This is a genomic window from Kitasatospora sp. NPDC001309 (assembly GCF_042896295.1).
Lineage (GTDB): Bacteria > Actinomycetota > Actinomycetes > Streptomycetales > Streptomycetaceae > Kitasatospora.
Map to the genome: position 1 here is coordinate 115,453 of NZ_JBIAXC010000026.1, position 15,571 is coordinate 131,023.

Genomic DNA, 15,571 nt, shown 5'->3' on the forward strand with positions numbered 1-15,571 from the left:
CCGCCCCCCTTCGGTGCCGGGGGCGGCGGCCTGAGCTGTTCGGCCGGTGGCTCAGCGCCCGGTCCCGGCCCGGGCCCTGGTCCAGGCGGACTCGCGGAGCAGCCGCAGGCCGTTGAGGCCGACCAGGACGGTCGAGCCCTCGTGGCCGAGGACGCCCAGCGGGAGCGGGAGGGTGGCGACCAGGTCCCAGACGGCCAGCACGGAGATGAACACCGAGGCGATCACCAGGTTCTGCACCACGAGCGACCGGGCCCGCCGGGAGAGCGCCACCACGGCCGGGACGGTGGCGAGTTCGTCGCGCACGATGACGGCGTCGGCGGTCTCCAGGGCGAGGTCGGAGCCGGCCCGGCCCATCGCGAGGCCGGTGTGGGCGGCGGCCAGCGCGGGCGCGTCGTTGACGCCGTCGCCGACCACCAGGACCTTCCGCCCGGCCTGCTCCTGCTCGCGGACGGCGGCGACCTTGTCCTGCGGCAGCAGGCCGGCCCGCACGTCGGTGATGCCGACCTCGGCGGCCAGTCGGGCGGCGGCGCGCGGGTTGTCCCCGGTGAGCAGCATCGGGGCGGTGCCGGTCAGGGCGGTGAGCGCGTGGACGGTGGCGGCGGCGTCGGGGCGCAGCCGGTCGGCGATGCCGAGCAGGCCGACCGGGACGCCGTCCCGTACGACCAGGACGGCGGTGCGGCCGCCGTCCTCCAACTCGGCCGCCAGGGCGGCGGCTTCGGCCCGGACCTCGTCCGCGGCGCCGCTCGGCATCCGGGCCGGGGCGCCGACCGCGACGGCGTGCCCGCCGACGGTGGCGGTGACGCCGATGCCGGGGGCGGAGGTGAAGTCCTCGGCCGCGGCGAGGGCCAGGCCGCGGGTGCGGGCGGCGTCGACGACGGCGCGGGCGAGCGGGTGCTCGCTGGGGTGCTCGGCGGCCGCGGCCAGTGCGAGCAGCTCATCCTCCGACAGGCCGGAGCCGGTCAGCGGGCGGAGGTCGGTGACCCGGGGGGTGCCCTCGGTGAGGGTGCCGGTCTTGTCCAGGGCGACGGTGTCGGCCTGGCCCAGGCGTTCCATCACGACCGCGGACTTCACCAGGACGCCGTGGCGACCGGCGTTGGCGATCGCGGAGAGCAGCGGCGGCATGGTGGCGAGGACCACGGCGCACGGCGAGGCGACGATCATGAAGGTCATCGCCCGCAGCAGCGAGCCGGTGAAGGCGGCGCCGAGGGCGAGCGGCACGGCGAAGACGGCCAGGGTGGCGACCACCATGCCGATCGAGTAGCGCTGCTCGACCTTCTCGATGAACAGCTGGGTCGGCGCCTTGGTCTCGGAGGCCTCCTCGACCAGCTGGACGATCCGGGCGATCACCGAGTCGGCGGCGTCCCGTTCGACCCGGATCCGCAGGGCGCCGGTGCCGTTGAGGGTGCCGGCGAACACCTCGTCACCACGCTGCTTGGGTACGGGCAGCGGCTCGCCGGTGATGGTGGCCTGGTCGACCTCGCTGGCGCCGTCCAGGACCCGGCCGTCGGCGCCGATCCGCTCGCCGGGGCGCACAAGGACGGTGTCGCCGACGGCGAGCCGTTCGGTCGGCACGCTCTCCTCGGCGCCGTCGGGCAGCAGCCGGGTGGCGGTGGGCGGGGCCAGGTCGAGCAGTCCGCGGACGGAGTCGGCGGTGCGGGCGGTGGCCAGGGCCTCCAGGGCGCCGGAGGTGGCGAAGATGACGATCAGCAGCGCGCCGTCCATGACCTGGCCGACGGCGGCGGCGCCGAGCGCGGCGACGATCATCAGCAGGTCGACGTCGAGGGTCTTCTCGCGCAGGGCCTGGAGCCCGGCCCGGGCGGGCTCCCAGCCGCCGGTGGCGTACGCGAGGGCGTAGAGCGGCGCCCAGGCCCAGGCGGGGGCGCCGGTGAGCTGGAGCGGGAGCGCGATCAGGAAGAGCGCGGTCGCGGCGGCGGCCCAGCGGGCCTCGGGGAGGGCGAACACCCGGGTGCGGCGGCGCGGGGCGCTGTCGGGGCGCGGTGCGGCGGGCGTCGCGGGGCGCTCGATCAGGGTGGTGGGCATGCGGACGGGACCCTTCGGGGCAGGGCGGAACCGGTGGCTCGGGGCAGGGCGGAGCCGGTGACTCACTCACCATACATGAACATATGAACGCTTCTTCATGTATGAGTTGTACTATTGCCCGCATGGGTCATGGAGCAGCCCCCGCAACCGCCGTCCCGCACACCCGCCTGGACGAAGCCAGTGCCGCCCGGGTGGCCACCACCCTGCAGGCCCTGGCCACCCCCTCCCGGCTGCTGATCCTCTCCCGGCTGCGCGAAGGCCCCTGCGCCGCCACCGAACTCGCCGCCGAGGTCGGGCTGGAGCAGTCCGCCTGCTCCCACCAGCTCCGGCTGCTGCGCAACCTCGGCCTGGTCGTCGGACGGCGCGAGGGCCGCTCGGTGGTCTACGCGCTGTACGACAACCACGTCGCGGCCCTGCTCGACCAGGCCGTCTACCACATCGAGCACCTGCGGCTCGGGCTCAGCGACACCGAGCTCGACTGAGCCACGGGGTCGCTGGAGGATCCGCCGGACAACTGGACGGCTGCCCGGTCGCAGTTCAGCGGCGGTGCCAGGCGGCGAGGAGGTCGGCCTCGGCGGTCGGGGTCAGGGCCTGCGGCAGCGGTTCGAACGGCTCGATGTCACGGGCGGTGTCCGCCACCGGGCGGAGCCGCAGGCCGGTGCCGAGGGCGGCGGCGGGGTCGGCGGTGTTGGTGGCCCGGCGCAGCGGGTCGGAGTGCCACAGCGGCAGCGCGCGGTCCTGGACGCCGGACGTCCGGAGGAAGTCGTCGTCGGCCCAGGTGAGCGTGGTCCCGGCCGGGGCGACGGCGGAGGCGACGGCATCGAGCAGGTCGCCCATCGTGAACGGCGGGGGAGTCGCGGCGTGGTAGGCGCCGGTGGCGCGCTTCGTCAGCAGGTCGAGCATCCAGTCGGCGAGGTCGCGGGCGTCGACGACCTGGAGCGGGGCGTCGGGCCGGCCCGGGGCCAGCACCTCGCCGCCGCGGGTGATCCGCTGCACCCAGTGGTCGAAGCGGTGGGTGTAGTCCTGGGGGCCGATCACGTACGTCGGCCGCACCAGCAGGGAGTCCGGGCCGAAGCGCTCGACGGCCGCGCGCTCGCACTGGACCTTGAGCATGCCGTAGGTGGCCGGGGTGATCTCCTCGGGCTCCGGGCCGTCGGCCGGGAGCAGCGGGGAGTCCTCGGTGAACCCGGGCGCGGCGGGGGTGTCGTAGACCGCCATGGAGGAGACCAGGAGGTAGTGACCGGCCGCGCCGGGGTCCAGGGCATCGGCCAACTGCCTTACCTGGCGCGGGTAGTAGGCGCTGACGTCGACGGTGGCGTCCCAGCTCCGGCCGCGCAGCGCGGTGAGGTCGGCGTCGCGGTCGGCGATCAGGTGGGTGGCCTCGGGGAGCAGGTGGGCGCCGGAGCGGCCGCGGTGCAGCACGGTGACGTCGTGCCCGGCGGCCAGCGCGGCCCGGGCGAAGTGGAGGCCGACGAAGCGGGTACCGCCCATGATCAGTATGCGCATCGGACCATGGTTACAGCTCGGCCCGGTTCCGGCCACGGGATTGCCGGAACCGGGCCGATCGTCAGGACTCAGCTGCCGACGCCCAGTTGGGCCAGCAGCGCCTGGTTGTCCTCGATGTGCCAGTCCTCGACGATCCGGTCGGTACCGACGTGCTGGATGTCGATGGCGTTGAACTCGACGGCCTGGCCCCGCCCCCGGACGCCGTCGAAGGTGCCGGTGAAGTGGCCGCGGAAGACCAGCCGGGCGGTGATCCGGTCACCGGCGACCAGGACGTCGGAGAGCTCGCAGGTCAGGTCGGGGACGGCGGCGCGGAAGTTCTTCGAGGCGAACAGCGGTCCGGCCGGGCCCTGGGGGCGGCCGGGCGGGAGCGTGTTGTCCCGGAACTGCGGGTCGATCGCCGCGTCCAGGTAGCGCTGCTGCCCGGTGTTCCAGAAGGTGTACAACTGCTGGGCCAGGTGCACTTCCTGGGCCGCGCGCCGGGTGCCGATGGAGCGGTCCGCGGTGAGCGCCTTCGGCTGGACCAGGTCGGGCGAGCGGTCGATCAGGTTCTGCGGCCAGCTGGGAGCGGGGCGGTGGTGGCCCCGGTCGGGGGAGGGGGCCGGGGCGGCGGCCGCGGTGCCCGTCGCGAGGGCGGCGACGGTGGCGAGGACGGCGGCGGTACGGGTGGCGCTGCGGCTCGGGATCGGCCAGGGCATGGGGAGTTGCTCCTCGGGGCGGGGGTGGGTTGGGTCGAGGCGGGTCGGGTCGGGGCGGGGCGGGCTGGGCGGCGGCAGGCGGTCAGGCGAGCCGGCCGCCGCCGTCCACGTGCAGCACGGTGCCGGTGACGTACGGGTTGTCGATCGCGTACAGCACGGCCTTGACGAGGTCCTCCGGGGTGCCGACCCGGCGGGCCGGGTTGCGGGCGGCGACGCCGCGCAGGAAGGCGTCCTTGTCGGCGCCCAGGCCGTCCCAGGAGCCGGTGTCGACGATGCCGGGGGAGACCGCGTTGACCCGGACCGGGGCGATCTCCACCGCCAGGGCCTGCACCAGGAAGGCCAGCGCGCCGTTGGTGGTGGCCATCACCGTGCGGGTGGGCGCCGGGCGCCAGGCGGCGACCCCGGAGAAGAAGGTGAACGAGCCGCGCTCGGAGGCCTGCCCGGCCAGGTGCTTGGCGAGCAGCAGCGGGCCGATCACCTTGGCGGCGAACGCCCTCTGGACGTCGGCGAGTTCGAGGTCCCGCAGCGGGCCGTTGGCGGGCATCGCGGCGGTCGAGACCAGGTGGTCGAAGGTGCCGACCCGCTCGGCGAACCGGGCGATCGACTGCTCCTCGACGAGGTCGACGGGCAGGACCTCGGACGGTCCGGCGAGTTCGCCGGCCGTCCACTCCAGCTTGCGCGGGTCGGGGCCGGCCAGGACGACCGTGGCGCCGGCCGCCGAGGCGGCGGTGGCCACGGCGCGGCCGGTGCGCGAACCCGCGCCCACCACGATCAGGCGCTGCCCCAGCAGCGAGGTGCCCTGCGGCGGAGTGGCGGCGGACAGCGGCGGGGTGCCGATGGACATGGGGGTGCTCCTTCGGGGGCGTCGGGGATCCGGCCGTCCGCTGTGTCTCGGGCGGCGGCCGCACGTCGACTCTCTCCCGGAGCGCTGCCATGAGTCCAAGGCTTGTTCTCTACCACTGCCATAAAATTCGCTCATGGCAACGCCGACGCTCCGACAGCTCGAATACCTGGTCACCGTGGTCGACACCGGCTCGTTCACCCGCGCCGCCGAGCAGCTGCACGTCACCCAACCCGCGCTCTCCCACCAGGTCCGGGCCCTGGAGGGCGCGCTCGGCGGCCCGCTGCTCGAACGGCTGCCGCGCGCGGTCCGGCTCACCCCGACCGGCCGGGCCGTCCTGCCGCACGCCCGGGCGGCACTGGCCGAGGCCGAGCGCCTGCAAGCGGTGGCCCGGCGCACGAGCGGGCTGGAGGAGGGGGAGCTGGAGGTCGCCGCCGTGTACTCGATCAGCCTCGGCATCCTGCCGCCCGTCCTGAGGGCCTGGCACCGGCGGCACCCCGGCGTACGGATCCGGCTGCGCGAGTACTCCCACGCCGAGCGGCTCCAGGAGGCGATGGCCGCAGGGCGGGCCGACCTCGCCATCGGCCCGGTGCCGGACGGCTGGGAGGGGCCGATCCGGGAGCTCGGCGTCGAGGAGTTCACGGTCGTACTGGCCTCCGACGACCCGCTCGCGGCCCGCCCCACCCGCTCGATCGCCCTCGGCGAGCTCGCCGACCGGGCCTGGGTCCACTACGCCCCCGACAACGGCCTCGCCGAGCTGCTCGACCAGGCCTGCGCCCGCGCGGGCTTCCACCCCCGGGCGGCCGTCCGCGCCGAACAGACCTCCGCCGCACCACTGCTGGCCGCGGCCGGCCTCGGCCCGGCGCTGGTGCCCGCCGACATCGTGCCGCCGCACTTCGACGGCCTGCTGCTGCGGCCCGACCCGCCGGTCCGCCGCGCCCTCGCCGCCTACACCCGCACCCGCCCCGACCCGCTCACCGTGGCCTTCACCGAGCTGCTGGCCCAGCGGGCCCGGATCAACCCGGGGACGGGCTGACGCACCCGCGCGGCGGCCCGGTCCGGCCGCCGCGCGGGTGGTGACGCCTCAGTCGTCCGGCGTGCCCTCGGCGTCCGCCGGAGCGTCGGTGGTCGGGTCCTCGGTGGCGGCTGCTTCGGCGGGGGTGGTTCCGGTGCGGGCCGCCGCATCGCGGTCGGCGCTGCCTCCGGTCATGTCGGGCACCGGCTTGCCTCCTGTCACGTCGGGCACGGGCTTGCCTCCAGTCCAGTCGGGCATCGTCCTGCCTCCTGTGGTCCGGGCCGGAACGACCCCCTCTCACAGTGCGGCAAGGACGTCCTGGTGTACACCGTCGAGGACGAACCCGTTGTCCAGCCGGACCCGGACCGTCACCCGCCGCCCCCGCTCCCGGTGCTCGGCCCACTCCGGCTCCAGCGCGGCGAGCTGCGCCACCAGCCGCTCCCGGCTGGCCTCGGGCACGGTGTGCCCGTAGTCGTCGAACAGCGCCTTGAGCCGCTGGTACTCGCGCACCCCTTCGCTCTCCGGGAGTTCGCCGTCCACCCGCTCGACGGTGCCCTCCGCCCCGGCGCCCAGCGACAGGAAGCCGACGGCGGCAGCGGGCTCGCCGGCGACGGCCTCACCGAGCCCGAGGTCTTCCGTCAACCTGACGCGTCGTCCTGCCTCCAGGGTCATCCGTGCGCTGCCTCTCGATCGATCGCCGCCCACCGGCCCGGTCGGCCGGCGGCCCGGCCATTATCCGTGCCGGGTCGGATCAGCCGTAGATCCGCGCGTACAGCTCCCGGATCTGCTCGGCGGTGGGGACGACGGGGTTGTTGGCGGGCGAGCCGGAGGCCAGGGCCTGCTCGGCCATGACGGGGGTCAGCCTGGTCCAGTCGTCCCGGTCGATGCCGTGGCTGCGGGGCGTGGGCACCGCCAGGTCGAGGCAGAGCGCGCGGAGCGCGTCGACGAGCCGGTCGGCGGCCAGGTCGTCCGGATCCGCGGCGGTCGCGGCGCCCAGGGCGCGGGCACAGTCGGCGTAGCCGGCGCGGGCGCCGTGTACCGAGAAGGCCGTCACGGCGGGGAACAGCATCGCGTTCGACAGCCCGTGGGCGACCTGGAAGTGGGCGCCGATCGGGCGGCTCATGCCGTGGACGAGGGCGACGCTGGAGTTGGAGAAGGCCAGCCCGGCCTGGGTCGCGGCCAGCATCATCGCCTCGCGGGCCACGGTGTCGGTGCCGTCCGCGTAGGCGCGGCGCAGGTGGCGGCCGATGGTGCCGATCGCGGTGAGGGCCAGGCCGTCGGTGAACGGGTTGGCCCTGCGGCTCACGTACGCCTCGACGGCGTGGGTGAGGGCGTCGATGCCGGTGTCGGCGGTCAGCCGGGGCGGCATCGACAGGGTGAGGTCCGGGTCGATCACGGCGGCCAGCGGCTGGAACGCCGGGCCCAGGCAGAGCATCTTCTCGTCCGTGTCGCTGTCGGTGATGACGGTGACCTGGGTCGCCTCCGAGCCGCTGCCGGCGGTGGTGGGGACGGCGATCACCGGCAGCGCCGGGCCGGGGGTGACCCGGGGCGCCTTGTAGTCGCGCATCCGGCCGCCCTGGACGGCGAGCAGGGCGAGGGCCTTGGCGCTGTCCATCGGGCTGCCGCCGCCGAAGCCGACGACCGAGTCCGCGCCGTGCTCCTCCAGGGCCTTGAGGCCCGCGGTCAGGGAGTCGGTGGTCGGATCGGGCACGGTGTCGGCGAACAGCCGGGGGCTCAGTCCGGCGCCGGTGAGCGTGGCGGTGAGGCGTTCCGCCGCGCCGGTGCCGACCAGGTACGCGTCGGTGACCAGCAGCGGGCGGCTCAGCCCCAGGCCCGCCAGCACCTCGCCCAACTCCTCGACGGCGCCCCGGCCGACGCGCATGATCCGGGGCAGGGACAGGCTGGCGACCATCGGGGACCTCTCGACGCTGGGGAGGGCGGGGCGGGCGGGCCCGGCCGGGTTCGACTGTGCCGTCGGCGGGGCCGTGCGTTCAATCGCCAATCGCGCAGACCGGCTGTGCACAAATGCAGATAGCGTGGTGCGGTGAACTCCCGTTCCCACCCGGCCGCTACGGATCCCGCGGACACCCGCGGACGCGACCCGCGCAGGCTCCGCGCCGACGACCTCCGCTACCTGCTCGCCGTCGCCCGCACCGGGCGGCTGGTGGCCGCGGCCGACGCGCTCGGGGTGGACCACACCACGGTGTCGCGCCGCATCACCGCGCTGGAACGGAGCCTCGGCGTCCGGCTGATGGAACGCGGCACCGAGGGCTGGGCACTGACCGACGCGGGGAAGGCCGTCTCGGAGGGCGCCCGCGCGATCGAGGACGCCCTCGACCAGGTCGTCGACGCGGTCTCCGGCCAGGACGCGCCGTCGCTGCGCGGCACCGTACGGGTGAGCGCCCCGGACGGCTTCGGTACCGTATTCGCCACCCCCGCGCTGGCCCGGGTGCGCCGGCGCCACCCCGGTCTGCAGGCCGAACTCATTACGGCAACCCGCCAGTTGACCCTGCACCCGGCCGGCTTCGACCTCGCGCTCGCGATCGGCCGGCCGCCGCGCAGCCGACTGGTGACCGAGCACCTCACCGACTACGCGCTGGGCCTGTACGCCGCCGACGAGTACCTCGCCCGGCACGGGAGCCCCCGCACGCCCGCCGAACTCCGGGACCACGCGCTGGTGTTCTACATCGAGTCGATGCTCCAGGTCGGCGACCTCGACATCGAGCGCCACCTGCCCGGCGTCACCCCGGCGTTCTCCTCCACCAACGTCTTCGCCCAGGTGGAGGCGACCCGGCTGGGGGCCGGGATCGGCGTGCTGCCGGCCTTCCTGGCCGAACGGGCCGGACTGCGGCGGCTGCTGGCCGAGGAGGTCGACATCCGGCTGCCGATCGTCCTGGCCGTGCGCCGGGAGGCCGTCACCCGCCCCGCCGTGCGCGCGGTGCGCGACGCCCTGCACCGCGAGGTCGCGGAGCGCGCCGACGAGCTGCTCCCGGCGACCTGAGCGGGGCCGCTGCGCGTCACCCGCGACGGACGGGGAGGACGGACCTCCGGACGGCGGACCGGCCATCGACGCCGTCCGGAGGTGACTCGGGGGGAGGGGAGAGGGGCGAGGGGCGGCGGGAGCGGTCAGGCGGCGGAGAGCCGGCCCGGCCGCTGCGGGACCGCCACGGCGGGGCCGGGCGTGGGCGGGTGCGGCAGGTGCCGGTACGGCGCGGAGGGGCCGGGCGCGGACGGGGCGGGTGCGGGGGCGGCGAGCTGGGGGTCGACGGTGAGCGTCGTGATGCCCAGCGGCTCGGTGAGGGCGCGCAGGGCCGGCTCGGCGAGCGCGATCCACGGCTGGGCGGGCCCCAGGACGGCGGTGAGCCGCTGCGGGGTGGTGAAGGCGACGGCCGTACGGTCGCCGAGAGCGGTACGGAAGATCCGGGCGGTGTGGCCCAGCGGACCCGACCGGACGGGTACCAGGAGCGGTCCGGCCGGGTCGCGCGGGGAGGGCTCGGGGTCCTCGGAGCTCAGGTGCTGCTGCATGGCGTGCCTCACGGGTGCGGCGGAAGGGAGGTGCGCCCCGCGATCGCCGGGCGCGGTAACGACGTTATGCCCGTGGGGCCCGGGGGAGCGTCGGCCCCTGACGCGTCCCTGATCCCGGCGGTCGCTTCCCTGATGGCACGTTGACGGCGCCGCGTTCCCATCGGCGCCGCGTTCCCATCGGCGCCGCGCCTTCGTCGGCGCTACGCCTTCGTCGGTGCGATGGCGAAGGCCGCCAGGACGGCCGCCGTGACCTGGGCGGAGACCGCCTCGGGGGAGCCGGCGTCGAGCTTGCCGTCCAGGTGCAGGAAGGCCAGGCCGTGGACCAGCGCCCACACCGCCGTGGACAGCGCCTCCGGGTCGGCGCCGGGGAACACGCCGTGGACGATGCCGTGGACGTACTGGCGGACGGCGGCGGTCGCGGCCGCCCGTTCCTCGTTGGCCGGGTCGCAGGGCTCGGCGAACATCGCCCGGAACAGCGCCGGGCGGTCGAGGGCGAAGCGCACGTAGGCGACGGCGACGGCGGCGAGTTCGTCGGGCGTCGCGGGCGCGGGGTGCGCCGCGGTGAGGGCGGCGGCGAGTTCGAGGTAGCCCTCGGAGGCGACGGCGGAGACCAGGGCCTCGCGGTCGGCGAAGTGGCGGTAGGGGGCGGTCGCCGAGACGCCGGCCCGCCGGGCCACCGCCCGCAGGGACAGGCCCGAGCCGCCGTCCTCCTCCAGCAGCTCCCGCGCGGCGCGCAGGCAGGCGGCGCGCAGGTCGCCGTGGTGGTACGAGCCGGTCGTCGGCTGTGGCATGGGTCACCCTCCCAGATGTATGCACCGCTCACATTTCTCGCCTAATGTGAGCGATGTACACATCCTAGGCGATGTCCGTCGCGAGCGATGCGACGGCTTCGATGGAGAGGAGACCCGAATGGCCAGCCAGCTGTTCTCGCCCCTGCACCTGCGCTCGGGGGCCGTCCTGCGCAACCGGATCGCCAAGGCGGCGATGGAGGAGAACATGGCCGGCGACGGCCAGCTGCCCGGCCGGCGGATGCTGGAGCTCTACCGGCGCTGGGCCGCCGGCGGCACCGGCCTGCTGATCACCGGCAACGTCATGGTCCACGCCGAGGCGCTGACCGGCCCGGGCGGCGTCGTCCTCGACGAGGCCGCGCCGCTGGAGCGGTTCACCGCCTGGGCCGAGGCCGCCAAGTCCGGCGGCGGGGCGGTCTGGATGCAGATCAACCACCCCGGCCGCCAGGTCGCCGCCGACATGCCCGGCGTGGTGTGGGGCCCGTCCGCGGTGGGCGTCGACCTGGGGCGGCACAGCAGCCGCTTCGGCCGCCCCACCGCGATGACCCCGAGCAGATCGGCGCGACCGTCGACCGGTTCGCGACCACGGCCGTGCGCGCCGCCGAGGCCGGGTTCGACGGCGTGGAGATCCACGCCGCGCACGGCTACCTGCTGTCGCAGTTCCTGTCGCCCCTGGTCAACCGGCGCACCGACGCCTGGGGCGGGTCGCTGGAGAACCGGGCCCGGATGCTGCTGGACGTCGTCCGCGCCGTGCGGGCCGCCGTCCCGCCGGCCTTCGCGGTCGCGGTCAAGCTCAACTCCGCCGACTTCCAGCGCGGCGGCTTCGACGCCGACGACGCCCGGCAGGTGATCGCGATGCTCGCACCGCTCGGCGTCGACCTGGTCGAACTCTCCGGCGGCAGCTACGAGAGCCCCGCCATGACCGGCCGCCCCGCCGACGACCGCACCCGCGCCCGCGAGGCCTACTTCCTGGACCTCGCGGAGGAGTTGGCCACCACCAGCCCGCTCCCGCTGATGCTCACCGGCGGCATCACCCGGCGCGACACCGCCGAACGGGTCCTGGCCGGCGGCGTGGAGGTCGTCGGCATCGGCACCGCCCTCGCCGTCACCCCCGACCTGCCCGAGCGCTGGGCCGCCGGACGCGAGGCCGACCGCGGGATCCGCCCGGTCGCCTGGTCCGACAAGGCCCTGGCCTCGGCCGCCTCCATGGCCCAGGTCCGCCACCAGCTCCGCCGCCTCGCCCGCGGCCGCGCCCCCAGGCCCGGCACCCACCCGGCCGTCGCCCTCCTCGCCGAACAGCTCCAGCAGCGCCAGGCCCTGCGCCGTTACCGCACCTGGCTGCCCACGGCCCGCGCCGCGCGGTCCTGACCGGGGCCGGCCGCCGGTGGTGGTGAGGGGGGTCAACCGCAGGCGCAGCCTGCGGCGGCGGGTGCCGGTTCGGTGCAGCAGGCGGCGGTGGTGGTGGGGGCGCCGTCGCTACTGCTGCCGAGGGTGTCGGCGTCGGCCTTGACGACGTAGACCTCCCAGGGTTCCCGGCCGGGTCCGTGGACCCAGACCTTGTCCTGGAGGGCGTAGCAGCAGGAGGTGTCGTTCTCCTCGAAGGTGGCCAGCCCGGCGTCCTTGAGGCGGGCGGTGGCGGCGGTGACCTGCTCGGTGGTCCCGACCTCGACGCCGAGGTGGTCGAGGTGGGTGGGGGCGTCGGCCTCGCCCTGGAGGAGGACGAGCTTGAGCGGCGGGTCGGTGACGGCGAAGTTCGCGTAGCCGGGGCGGCGCTTGGCGGGTTCGACGCCGAACAGGCGGGAGTAGAAGTCGACGGAGCCGTCGAGGTCGGCGACGCGGAGGGCGAGTTGTACGCGGGACATGGTGGTTCTCCCCGGTCCGTGGTGTTGATTCGACAGGTGTCGATATGGGCGAGGTTGCCACCTGTATAGATGGCTGTCAACATAGACGTATGTCGAATCTGCAACTGCCGGTGCTCGATCAGGACGACGCGGCCGTGTGCTGCTCGCCGCTGGTCCGAGAGCCCCTGGGCGAGGCGGCCGCCGTCGACCTGGCGAAGGCGTTCAAGGCGCTCTCCGACCCGGTGCGGCTGCGGCTGTTGTCGCTGATCGCCTCGCACGAGGGCGGCGAGGCCTGCGTCTGCGACCTGACCGGGCCGTTCGACGTGTCGCAGCCGACGATCTCGCACCACCTCAAGGTGCTGCGCGAGGCCGGGCTGGTCGGGTCCGAGCGCCGGGGGACGTGGGTCTACTACTGGGTGCTGCCCGCCGCGCTGGCCAAGCTGTCCGCGCTGCTCCGGGCCCCCGCCGGGGAGTCCGGATGACCGGGACGGCGCCGCTGGGCCGGCGGGCGGCCGTGGAGTTCGTCGGGACCGGCGCGCTGGTCGCCGTCGTGGTCGGCTCCGGCATCCAGGCCACCAGGCTCTCCCCGGACGTCGGCGTCCAGCTGCTGGCCAACTCGCTGGCGACCGTGTTCGGCCTCGGTGTGCTGATCCTGCTGCTCGGCCCGGTCTCCGGTGCCCACTTCAACCCCGTCGTGACGCTGGCCGCCTGGTGGACCGGGCGCCGTGCCGGGGGTGGGCCCGGGCTGCGGGAGGTGGCGGCCTACGTCGCGGCGCAGGTCGCCGGGGCGGTCGGCGGGGCGGTGCTCGCGGACGCGATGTTCGGCGAGCCGCTGGTGCGCTGGTCGACGCATGCCCGCTGGGCCCCGCAGCTGTGGCTGGGCGAGGTCGTCGCGACCGCCGGCCTGATCCTGCTGATCTTCGGCCTGGCCCGCGTCGGCCGCGCGCACTTCGCCCCGGTGGCCGTCGCCGCCTTCATCGGCGCCGCCTACTGGTTCACGTCCTCGACCAGCTTCGCCAACCCGGCGGTGACGATCGGCCGCGGGTTCACCGATACCTTCGCCGGCATCGCCCCTGCCTCCGTGCTGCCGTTCATCGCCGCCCAGCTCGTCGGCCTGGCCGTCGGCATCGGGCTGGTCGCCGTCCTGTTCGGCCGCCCGACCCCGGCCGCCGAGGACGTCGTCGTCCCGCACGGCGACCACCACCCGGCCGCGGCCGCCCGCTGACCCCACCGCCCCGCCCCGTACACCCGAAGGACCCCTCGTGAGCACTCCCGCCGTCCCGTCCGTCCCGTCCGTCCCGTCCGTGCTGTTCGTCTGCGTGCACAACGCCGGCCGGTCCCAGATGGCCGCCGCCTTCCTCACCCGCCTCGGCGGTGACCGGGTCGAGGTCCGCTCGGCCGGCTCCGCCCCGGCCGGGGCGGTGAACCCGGCGGTGGTCGAGGCCTTGGCCGAGGTCGGCATCGACATCTCCGCCGAGGTGCCGAAGGTCCTGACCGTCGAGGCGGTCCGGGCCTCCGACGTGGTGATCACCATGGGCTGCGGCGACGCCTGCCCGTTCTTCCCCGGGAAGCGGTACCTGGACTGGACGTTGGAGGACCCGGCCGGCCAGGGCGTCGAGGCCGTGCGCCCGATCCGCGACCGGATCGAGGAGTTGGTCCGCGGCCTGCTCGCCGAGCTGGGCATCCAGCCCGGGGCGTGACCGGCCCGCCTCTCCGTACGCCGACCGACTGTCCCGCCGGACGTGTCCGGAGCACGGCAACCGGGCAGGGGGCTGGTGGCGTCCCCGAAGGGGCGGGGGTGGAGCGGGAGTTGGGAGGGGACGATGGGACGGCAGGAGTTGGGGCCGGAGCTGGCCGCGCTGGCGCGGGCGGCGTTCGCGGAGTCGGGGTGGGAGGTCACCCTGCACGGGGACGTCGCCCGGGACGCCCACGGGCGTGACTACGGGCTCGGCGGGCTGCTCGAACTGGTGGGGCGGCGGGCGGACGTCCCGTTGCCGGAGCTGGTCCGGGCCCACGTCCGGGAGCTGGTCGCCGCCGTGCGGGGACCGGGGGCGGCTGGTGGTCCGCCGGAGGAGGTGACCGCCCGGCTCTATCCGCTGCTGTTGGACGCGGCTTCGCTGTCCGAGTCCGCGCGGCACCCGCACGCGCTCGAAGTCGCCCCGGGGGTACTGGAGTTCCTCGCCCTGGAGTCGCCCGTCGGCTGGCAGGTGCTGACCTCGGAGGCCGTCACCGAGCTGGGCGTGGTGCCGCGGCTGCGGGAGGCCGCGCGGGCGCGGCTGGCCCGGCTGCCCGTCGAGCGGCACGAGGTGCTGCCGACCGGGCAGGGCGGCGCCCTCCACGTCGTCACCGGGAACTCGGCGCTGACGGGGAGCCGGGTCCTCGCCCTGGACGCCGTCCACCGCGAGGTCACCGGCCGGGAACTGCCGCCGGACGGTGCGGTGGTGGCCTTCCCCACGCCGTTCCGGCTGCTGTTCGCGCCGTTCGACCTCCAGGTGCCGGGCGTGCTGGAGGTGCTGATCGAGACGGCCGCCCGGGAGTACGACGCGTCGGGCGCGCCGCTGTCCGTGCACACCTACTGGTGGCGCGACGGGAGGCTGACCCCGCTCACCGGGGTGGCCGAGGGCGGACTGCTGGAGCTGGTGCACGCGGACGAGGTGATCGCCGCCGTCACCCGGCTGGCCGGTGCGGAGGGGGACCTGCCCGCGTCGCGCCCGCACCACTACCGCTTCGCGCACCGGCTGCTGCCCTCGCTGACGCACCTGGGGTCGGTGCCGGGGGAGCGGATCGACGCCGAACTGCTGCGGCTGTGGGAGGAGTTCGGCGCGAGCCTGCCCGCGGAGCAGCGGGTGGCGCCGGAGGGCCTCCAGGGCGGGTTCGTCCAGGTCGGGCAGCACCGGATGCTCCTGGTCGGGCTCCCGAGGCCGCGGGCGGCCACCGAGGCCTTCGCGGTGGTGCTGGCCTGGCCGGGCGACGGCTCGGCGCAGCGGTTCTTCACCCTGGAGTACGGGATCGACCCGATCACGGGCGAGCGCGGGGCGGTGCTGGGCGAGTGGGAGGGGGAGGGCCGCCACCGGCTGCACCGGACCGGCATGACCCCTCAGGCCCGGCCGTTCCTGCACGCCGTCACAACGCTCCTCGACCCGCCTCCGCCGCCGGCGAAGCGGCGCGGACTGTTCCGCCGCCGCTGAGCGAGGGCGCTGAAAGCCGGGCGGGCCCGGCCGGGGGGGGGGTGCGGGGGGGGGGCCCCCCGGCCGGCCGGTGGGGGGGGGGCGCCGGGGGGGGGGGGGGGCCCGGGGGCGCCGGCCCGGGGCCACCGAGGC

17 protein-coding genes and 1 pseudogene are annotated in these 15,571 nt (G+C 75.6%); 8 read left to right on the plus strand and 10 right to left on the minus strand.

The window, feature by feature from the left end:
• Positions 1-51: 51 nt before the first annotated feature.
• The gene (locus ACFY2K_RS25045) at positions 52-2,040 is read right to left on the minus strand and encodes a heavy metal translocating P-type ATPase (protein WP_387714169.1); all 1,989 of its coding nucleotides are present in this window, start codon (positions 2,038-2,040) and stop codon (positions 52-54) included.
• Positions 2,041-2,162: 122 nt separating this feature from the next.
• Between ACFY2K_RS25045 and ACFY2K_RS25050 the strand changes: the two genes are divergently transcribed.
• A complete protein-coding gene (locus ACFY2K_RS25050; RefSeq protein ID WP_380408408.1) occupies positions 2,163-2,522 on the plus strand; it encodes an ArsR/SmtB family transcription factor in 360 nt (119 codons plus the stop codon).
• A gap of 55 nt (positions 2,523-2,577) precedes the next feature.
• Here the strand turns inward: ACFY2K_RS25050 and ACFY2K_RS25055 are convergent, their stop codons facing one another.
• The 3 genes from ACFY2K_RS25055 to ACFY2K_RS25065 form a co-directional block, all read right to left on the minus strand.
• Positions 2,578-3,546, minus strand: a complete 969-nt coding sequence (locus tag ACFY2K_RS25055; protein ID WP_387714172.1) for an NAD-dependent epimerase/dehydratase family protein — start codon at positions 3,544-3,546, stop codon at positions 2,578-2,580.
• Positions 3,547-3,614: 68 nt separating this feature from the next.
• On the minus strand, positions 3,615-4,241 hold the full coding sequence (locus ACFY2K_RS25060; RefSeq protein WP_380643956.1) for an ester cyclase: 627 nt from the start codon (positions 4,239-4,241) through the stop codon (positions 3,615-3,617).
• 82 nt (positions 4,242-4,323) lie between these two features.
• A complete protein-coding gene (locus ACFY2K_RS25065) occupies positions 4,324-5,085 on the minus strand; it encodes an SDR family oxidoreductase (RefSeq protein ID WP_380523359.1) in 762 nt (253 codons plus the stop codon).
• A gap of 133 nt (positions 5,086-5,218) precedes the next feature.
• Here ACFY2K_RS25065 and ACFY2K_RS25070 point away from each other — a divergent pair, with 133 nt between their 5' ends.
• On the plus strand, positions 5,219-6,118 hold the full coding sequence (locus ACFY2K_RS25070; RefSeq protein ID WP_380523358.1) for a LysR substrate-binding domain-containing protein: 900 nt from the start codon (positions 5,219-5,221) through the stop codon (positions 6,116-6,118).
• A 48-nt stretch (positions 6,119-6,166) separates the two neighbouring features.
• Here the strand turns inward: ACFY2K_RS25070 and ACFY2K_RS25075 are convergent, their stop codons facing one another.
• The 3 genes from ACFY2K_RS25075 to ACFY2K_RS25085 form a co-directional block, all read right to left on the minus strand.
• A complete protein-coding gene (locus ACFY2K_RS25075) occupies positions 6,167-6,355 on the minus strand; it encodes a hypothetical protein (RefSeq protein WP_387714177.1) in 189 nt (62 codons plus the stop codon).
• Positions 6,356-6,394: 39 nt separating this feature from the next.
• Positions 6,395-6,739, minus strand: a complete 345-nt coding sequence (locus tag ACFY2K_RS25080; protein ID WP_387714180.1) for a hypothetical protein — start codon at positions 6,737-6,739, stop codon at positions 6,395-6,397.
• A 109-nt stretch (positions 6,740-6,848) separates the two neighbouring features.
• Complete coding sequence (locus ACFY2K_RS25085) at positions 6,849-8,009, minus strand: iron-containing alcohol dehydrogenase (protein ID WP_387714183.1); 1,161 nt, start codon at positions 8,007-8,009, stop codon at positions 6,849-6,851.
• Positions 8,010-8,141: 132 nt separating this feature from the next.
• Between ACFY2K_RS25085 and ACFY2K_RS25090 the strand changes: the two genes are divergently transcribed.
• Positions 8,142-9,098 (plus strand): LysR family transcriptional regulator, encoded by a 957-nt coding sequence (locus tag ACFY2K_RS25090; RefSeq protein WP_380588184.1) that lies wholly within the window; start codon positions 8,142-8,144, stop codon positions 9,096-9,098.
• Between the two features lie 125 nt (positions 9,099-9,223).
• On the opposite strand, the gene ACFY2K_RS25095 is transcribed toward ACFY2K_RS25090, so the two are convergent.
• Both ACFY2K_RS25095 and ACFY2K_RS25100 read right to left on the minus strand, forming a co-directional pair.
• Positions 9,224-9,622, minus strand: a complete 399-nt coding sequence (locus tag ACFY2K_RS25095) for an SAV_915 family protein (RefSeq protein WP_387714186.1) — start codon at positions 9,620-9,622, stop codon at positions 9,224-9,226.
• 200 nt (positions 9,623-9,822) lie between these two features.
• Entirely contained in the window at positions 9,823-10,413 is a 591-nt protein-coding gene (locus ACFY2K_RS25100; protein ID WP_380588187.1) for a TetR/AcrR family transcriptional regulator, read from the minus strand.
• 118 nt (positions 10,414-10,531) lie between these two features.
• On the opposite strand from ACFY2K_RS25100, the pseudogene ACFY2K_RS25105 reads away from it, so the two are divergent.
• Positions 10,532-11,778, plus strand: a pseudogene (locus ACFY2K_RS25105) (NADH:flavin oxidoreductase/NADH oxidase family protein).
• 32 nt (positions 11,779-11,810) lie between these two features.
• Here ACFY2K_RS25105 and ACFY2K_RS25110 read toward each other — a convergent pair.
• Positions 11,811-12,272 (minus strand): ArsI/CadI family heavy metal resistance metalloenzyme, encoded by a 462-nt coding sequence (locus tag ACFY2K_RS25110; RefSeq protein ID WP_380523349.1) that lies wholly within the window; start codon positions 12,270-12,272, stop codon positions 11,811-11,813.
• Between the two features lie 89 nt (positions 12,273-12,361).
• Here ACFY2K_RS25110 and ACFY2K_RS25115 point away from each other — a divergent pair, with 89 nt between their 5' ends.
• The 4 genes from ACFY2K_RS25115 to ACFY2K_RS25130 all read left to right on the plus strand — a co-directional run bounded on the left by ACFY2K_RS25115 (position 12,362) and on the right by ACFY2K_RS25130 (position 15,439).
• Complete coding sequence (locus tag ACFY2K_RS25115; protein ID WP_380523348.1) at positions 12,362-12,733, plus strand: ArsR/SmtB family transcription factor; 372 nt, start codon at positions 12,362-12,364, stop codon at positions 12,731-12,733.
• Positions 12,730-13,476 (plus strand): aquaporin, encoded by a 747-nt coding sequence (locus tag ACFY2K_RS25120; protein WP_387714191.1) that lies wholly within the window; start codon positions 12,730-12,732, stop codon positions 13,474-13,476. Before ACFY2K_RS25115 ends, ACFY2K_RS25120 begins: the two co-directional genes overlap by 4 nt.
• 37 nt (positions 13,477-13,513) lie before the next feature.
• Positions 13,514-13,951, plus strand: a complete 438-nt coding sequence (locus tag ACFY2K_RS25125; RefSeq protein ID WP_387714194.1) for an arsenate reductase ArsC — start codon at positions 13,514-13,516, stop codon at positions 13,949-13,951.
• A 123-nt stretch (positions 13,952-14,074) separates the two neighbouring features.
• Entirely contained in the window at positions 14,075-15,439 is a 1,365-nt protein-coding gene (locus ACFY2K_RS25130) for a hypothetical protein (protein ID WP_380643965.1), read from the plus strand.
• Positions 15,440-15,571 lie beyond the last annotated feature (132 nt).

Bases quoted from the DNA above. Each gene is read 5' to 3' on its own strand.
- ACFY2K_RS25055 (WP_387714172.1), bottom strand. From the start codon at position 3,546: ATGCGCATACTGATCATGGGCGGTACCCGCTTCGTCGGCCTCCACTTC.
- ACFY2K_RS25110 (WP_380523349.1), bottom strand. From the start codon at position 12,272: ATGTCCCGCGTACAACTCGCCCTCCGCGTCGCCGACCTCGACGGCTCC.
- ACFY2K_RS25070 (WP_380523358.1), top strand. From the start codon at position 5,219: ATGGCAACGCCGACGCTCCGACAGCTCGAATACCTGGTCACCGTGGTC.
- ACFY2K_RS25115 (WP_380523348.1), top strand. From the start codon at position 12,362: ATGTCGAATCTGCAACTGCCGGTGCTCGATCAGGACGACGCGGCCGTG.
- ACFY2K_RS25085 (WP_387714183.1), bottom strand. From the start codon at position 8,009: ATGGTCGCCAGCCTGTCCCTGCCCCGGATCATGCGCGTCGGCCGGGGC.
- ACFY2K_RS25050 (WP_380408408.1), top strand. From the start codon at position 2,163: ATGGGTCATGGAGCAGCCCCCGCAACCGCCGTCCCGCACACCCGCCTG.
- ACFY2K_RS25095 (WP_387714186.1), bottom strand. From the start codon at position 9,622: ATGCAGCAGCACCTGAGCTCCGAGGACCCCGAGCCCTCCCCGCGCGAC.
- ACFY2K_RS25075 (WP_387714177.1), bottom strand. From the start codon at position 6,355: ATGCCCGACTGGACTGGAGGCAAGCCCGTGCCCGACGTGACAGGAGGC.
- ACFY2K_RS25120 (WP_387714191.1), top strand. From the start codon at position 12,730: ATGACCGGGACGGCGCCGCTGGGCCGGCGGGCGGCCGTGGAGTTCGTC.
- ACFY2K_RS25065 (WP_380523359.1), bottom strand. From the start codon at position 5,085: ATGTCCATCGGCACCCCGCCGCTGTCCGCCGCCACTCCGCCGCAGGGC.
- ACFY2K_RS25130 (WP_380643965.1), top strand. From the start codon at position 14,075: ATGGGACGGCAGGAGTTGGGGCCGGAGCTGGCCGCGCTGGCGCGGGCG.
- ACFY2K_RS25100 (WP_380588187.1), bottom strand. From the start codon at position 10,413: ATGCCACAGCCGACGACCGGCTCGTACCACCACGGCGACCTGCGCGCC.
- ACFY2K_RS25045 (WP_387714169.1), bottom strand. From the start codon at position 2,040: ATGCCCACCACCCTGATCGAGCGCCCCGCGACGCCCGCCGCACCGCGC.
- ACFY2K_RS25060 (WP_380643956.1), bottom strand. From the start codon at position 4,241: ATGCCCTGGCCGATCCCGAGCCGCAGCGCCACCCGTACCGCCGCCGTC.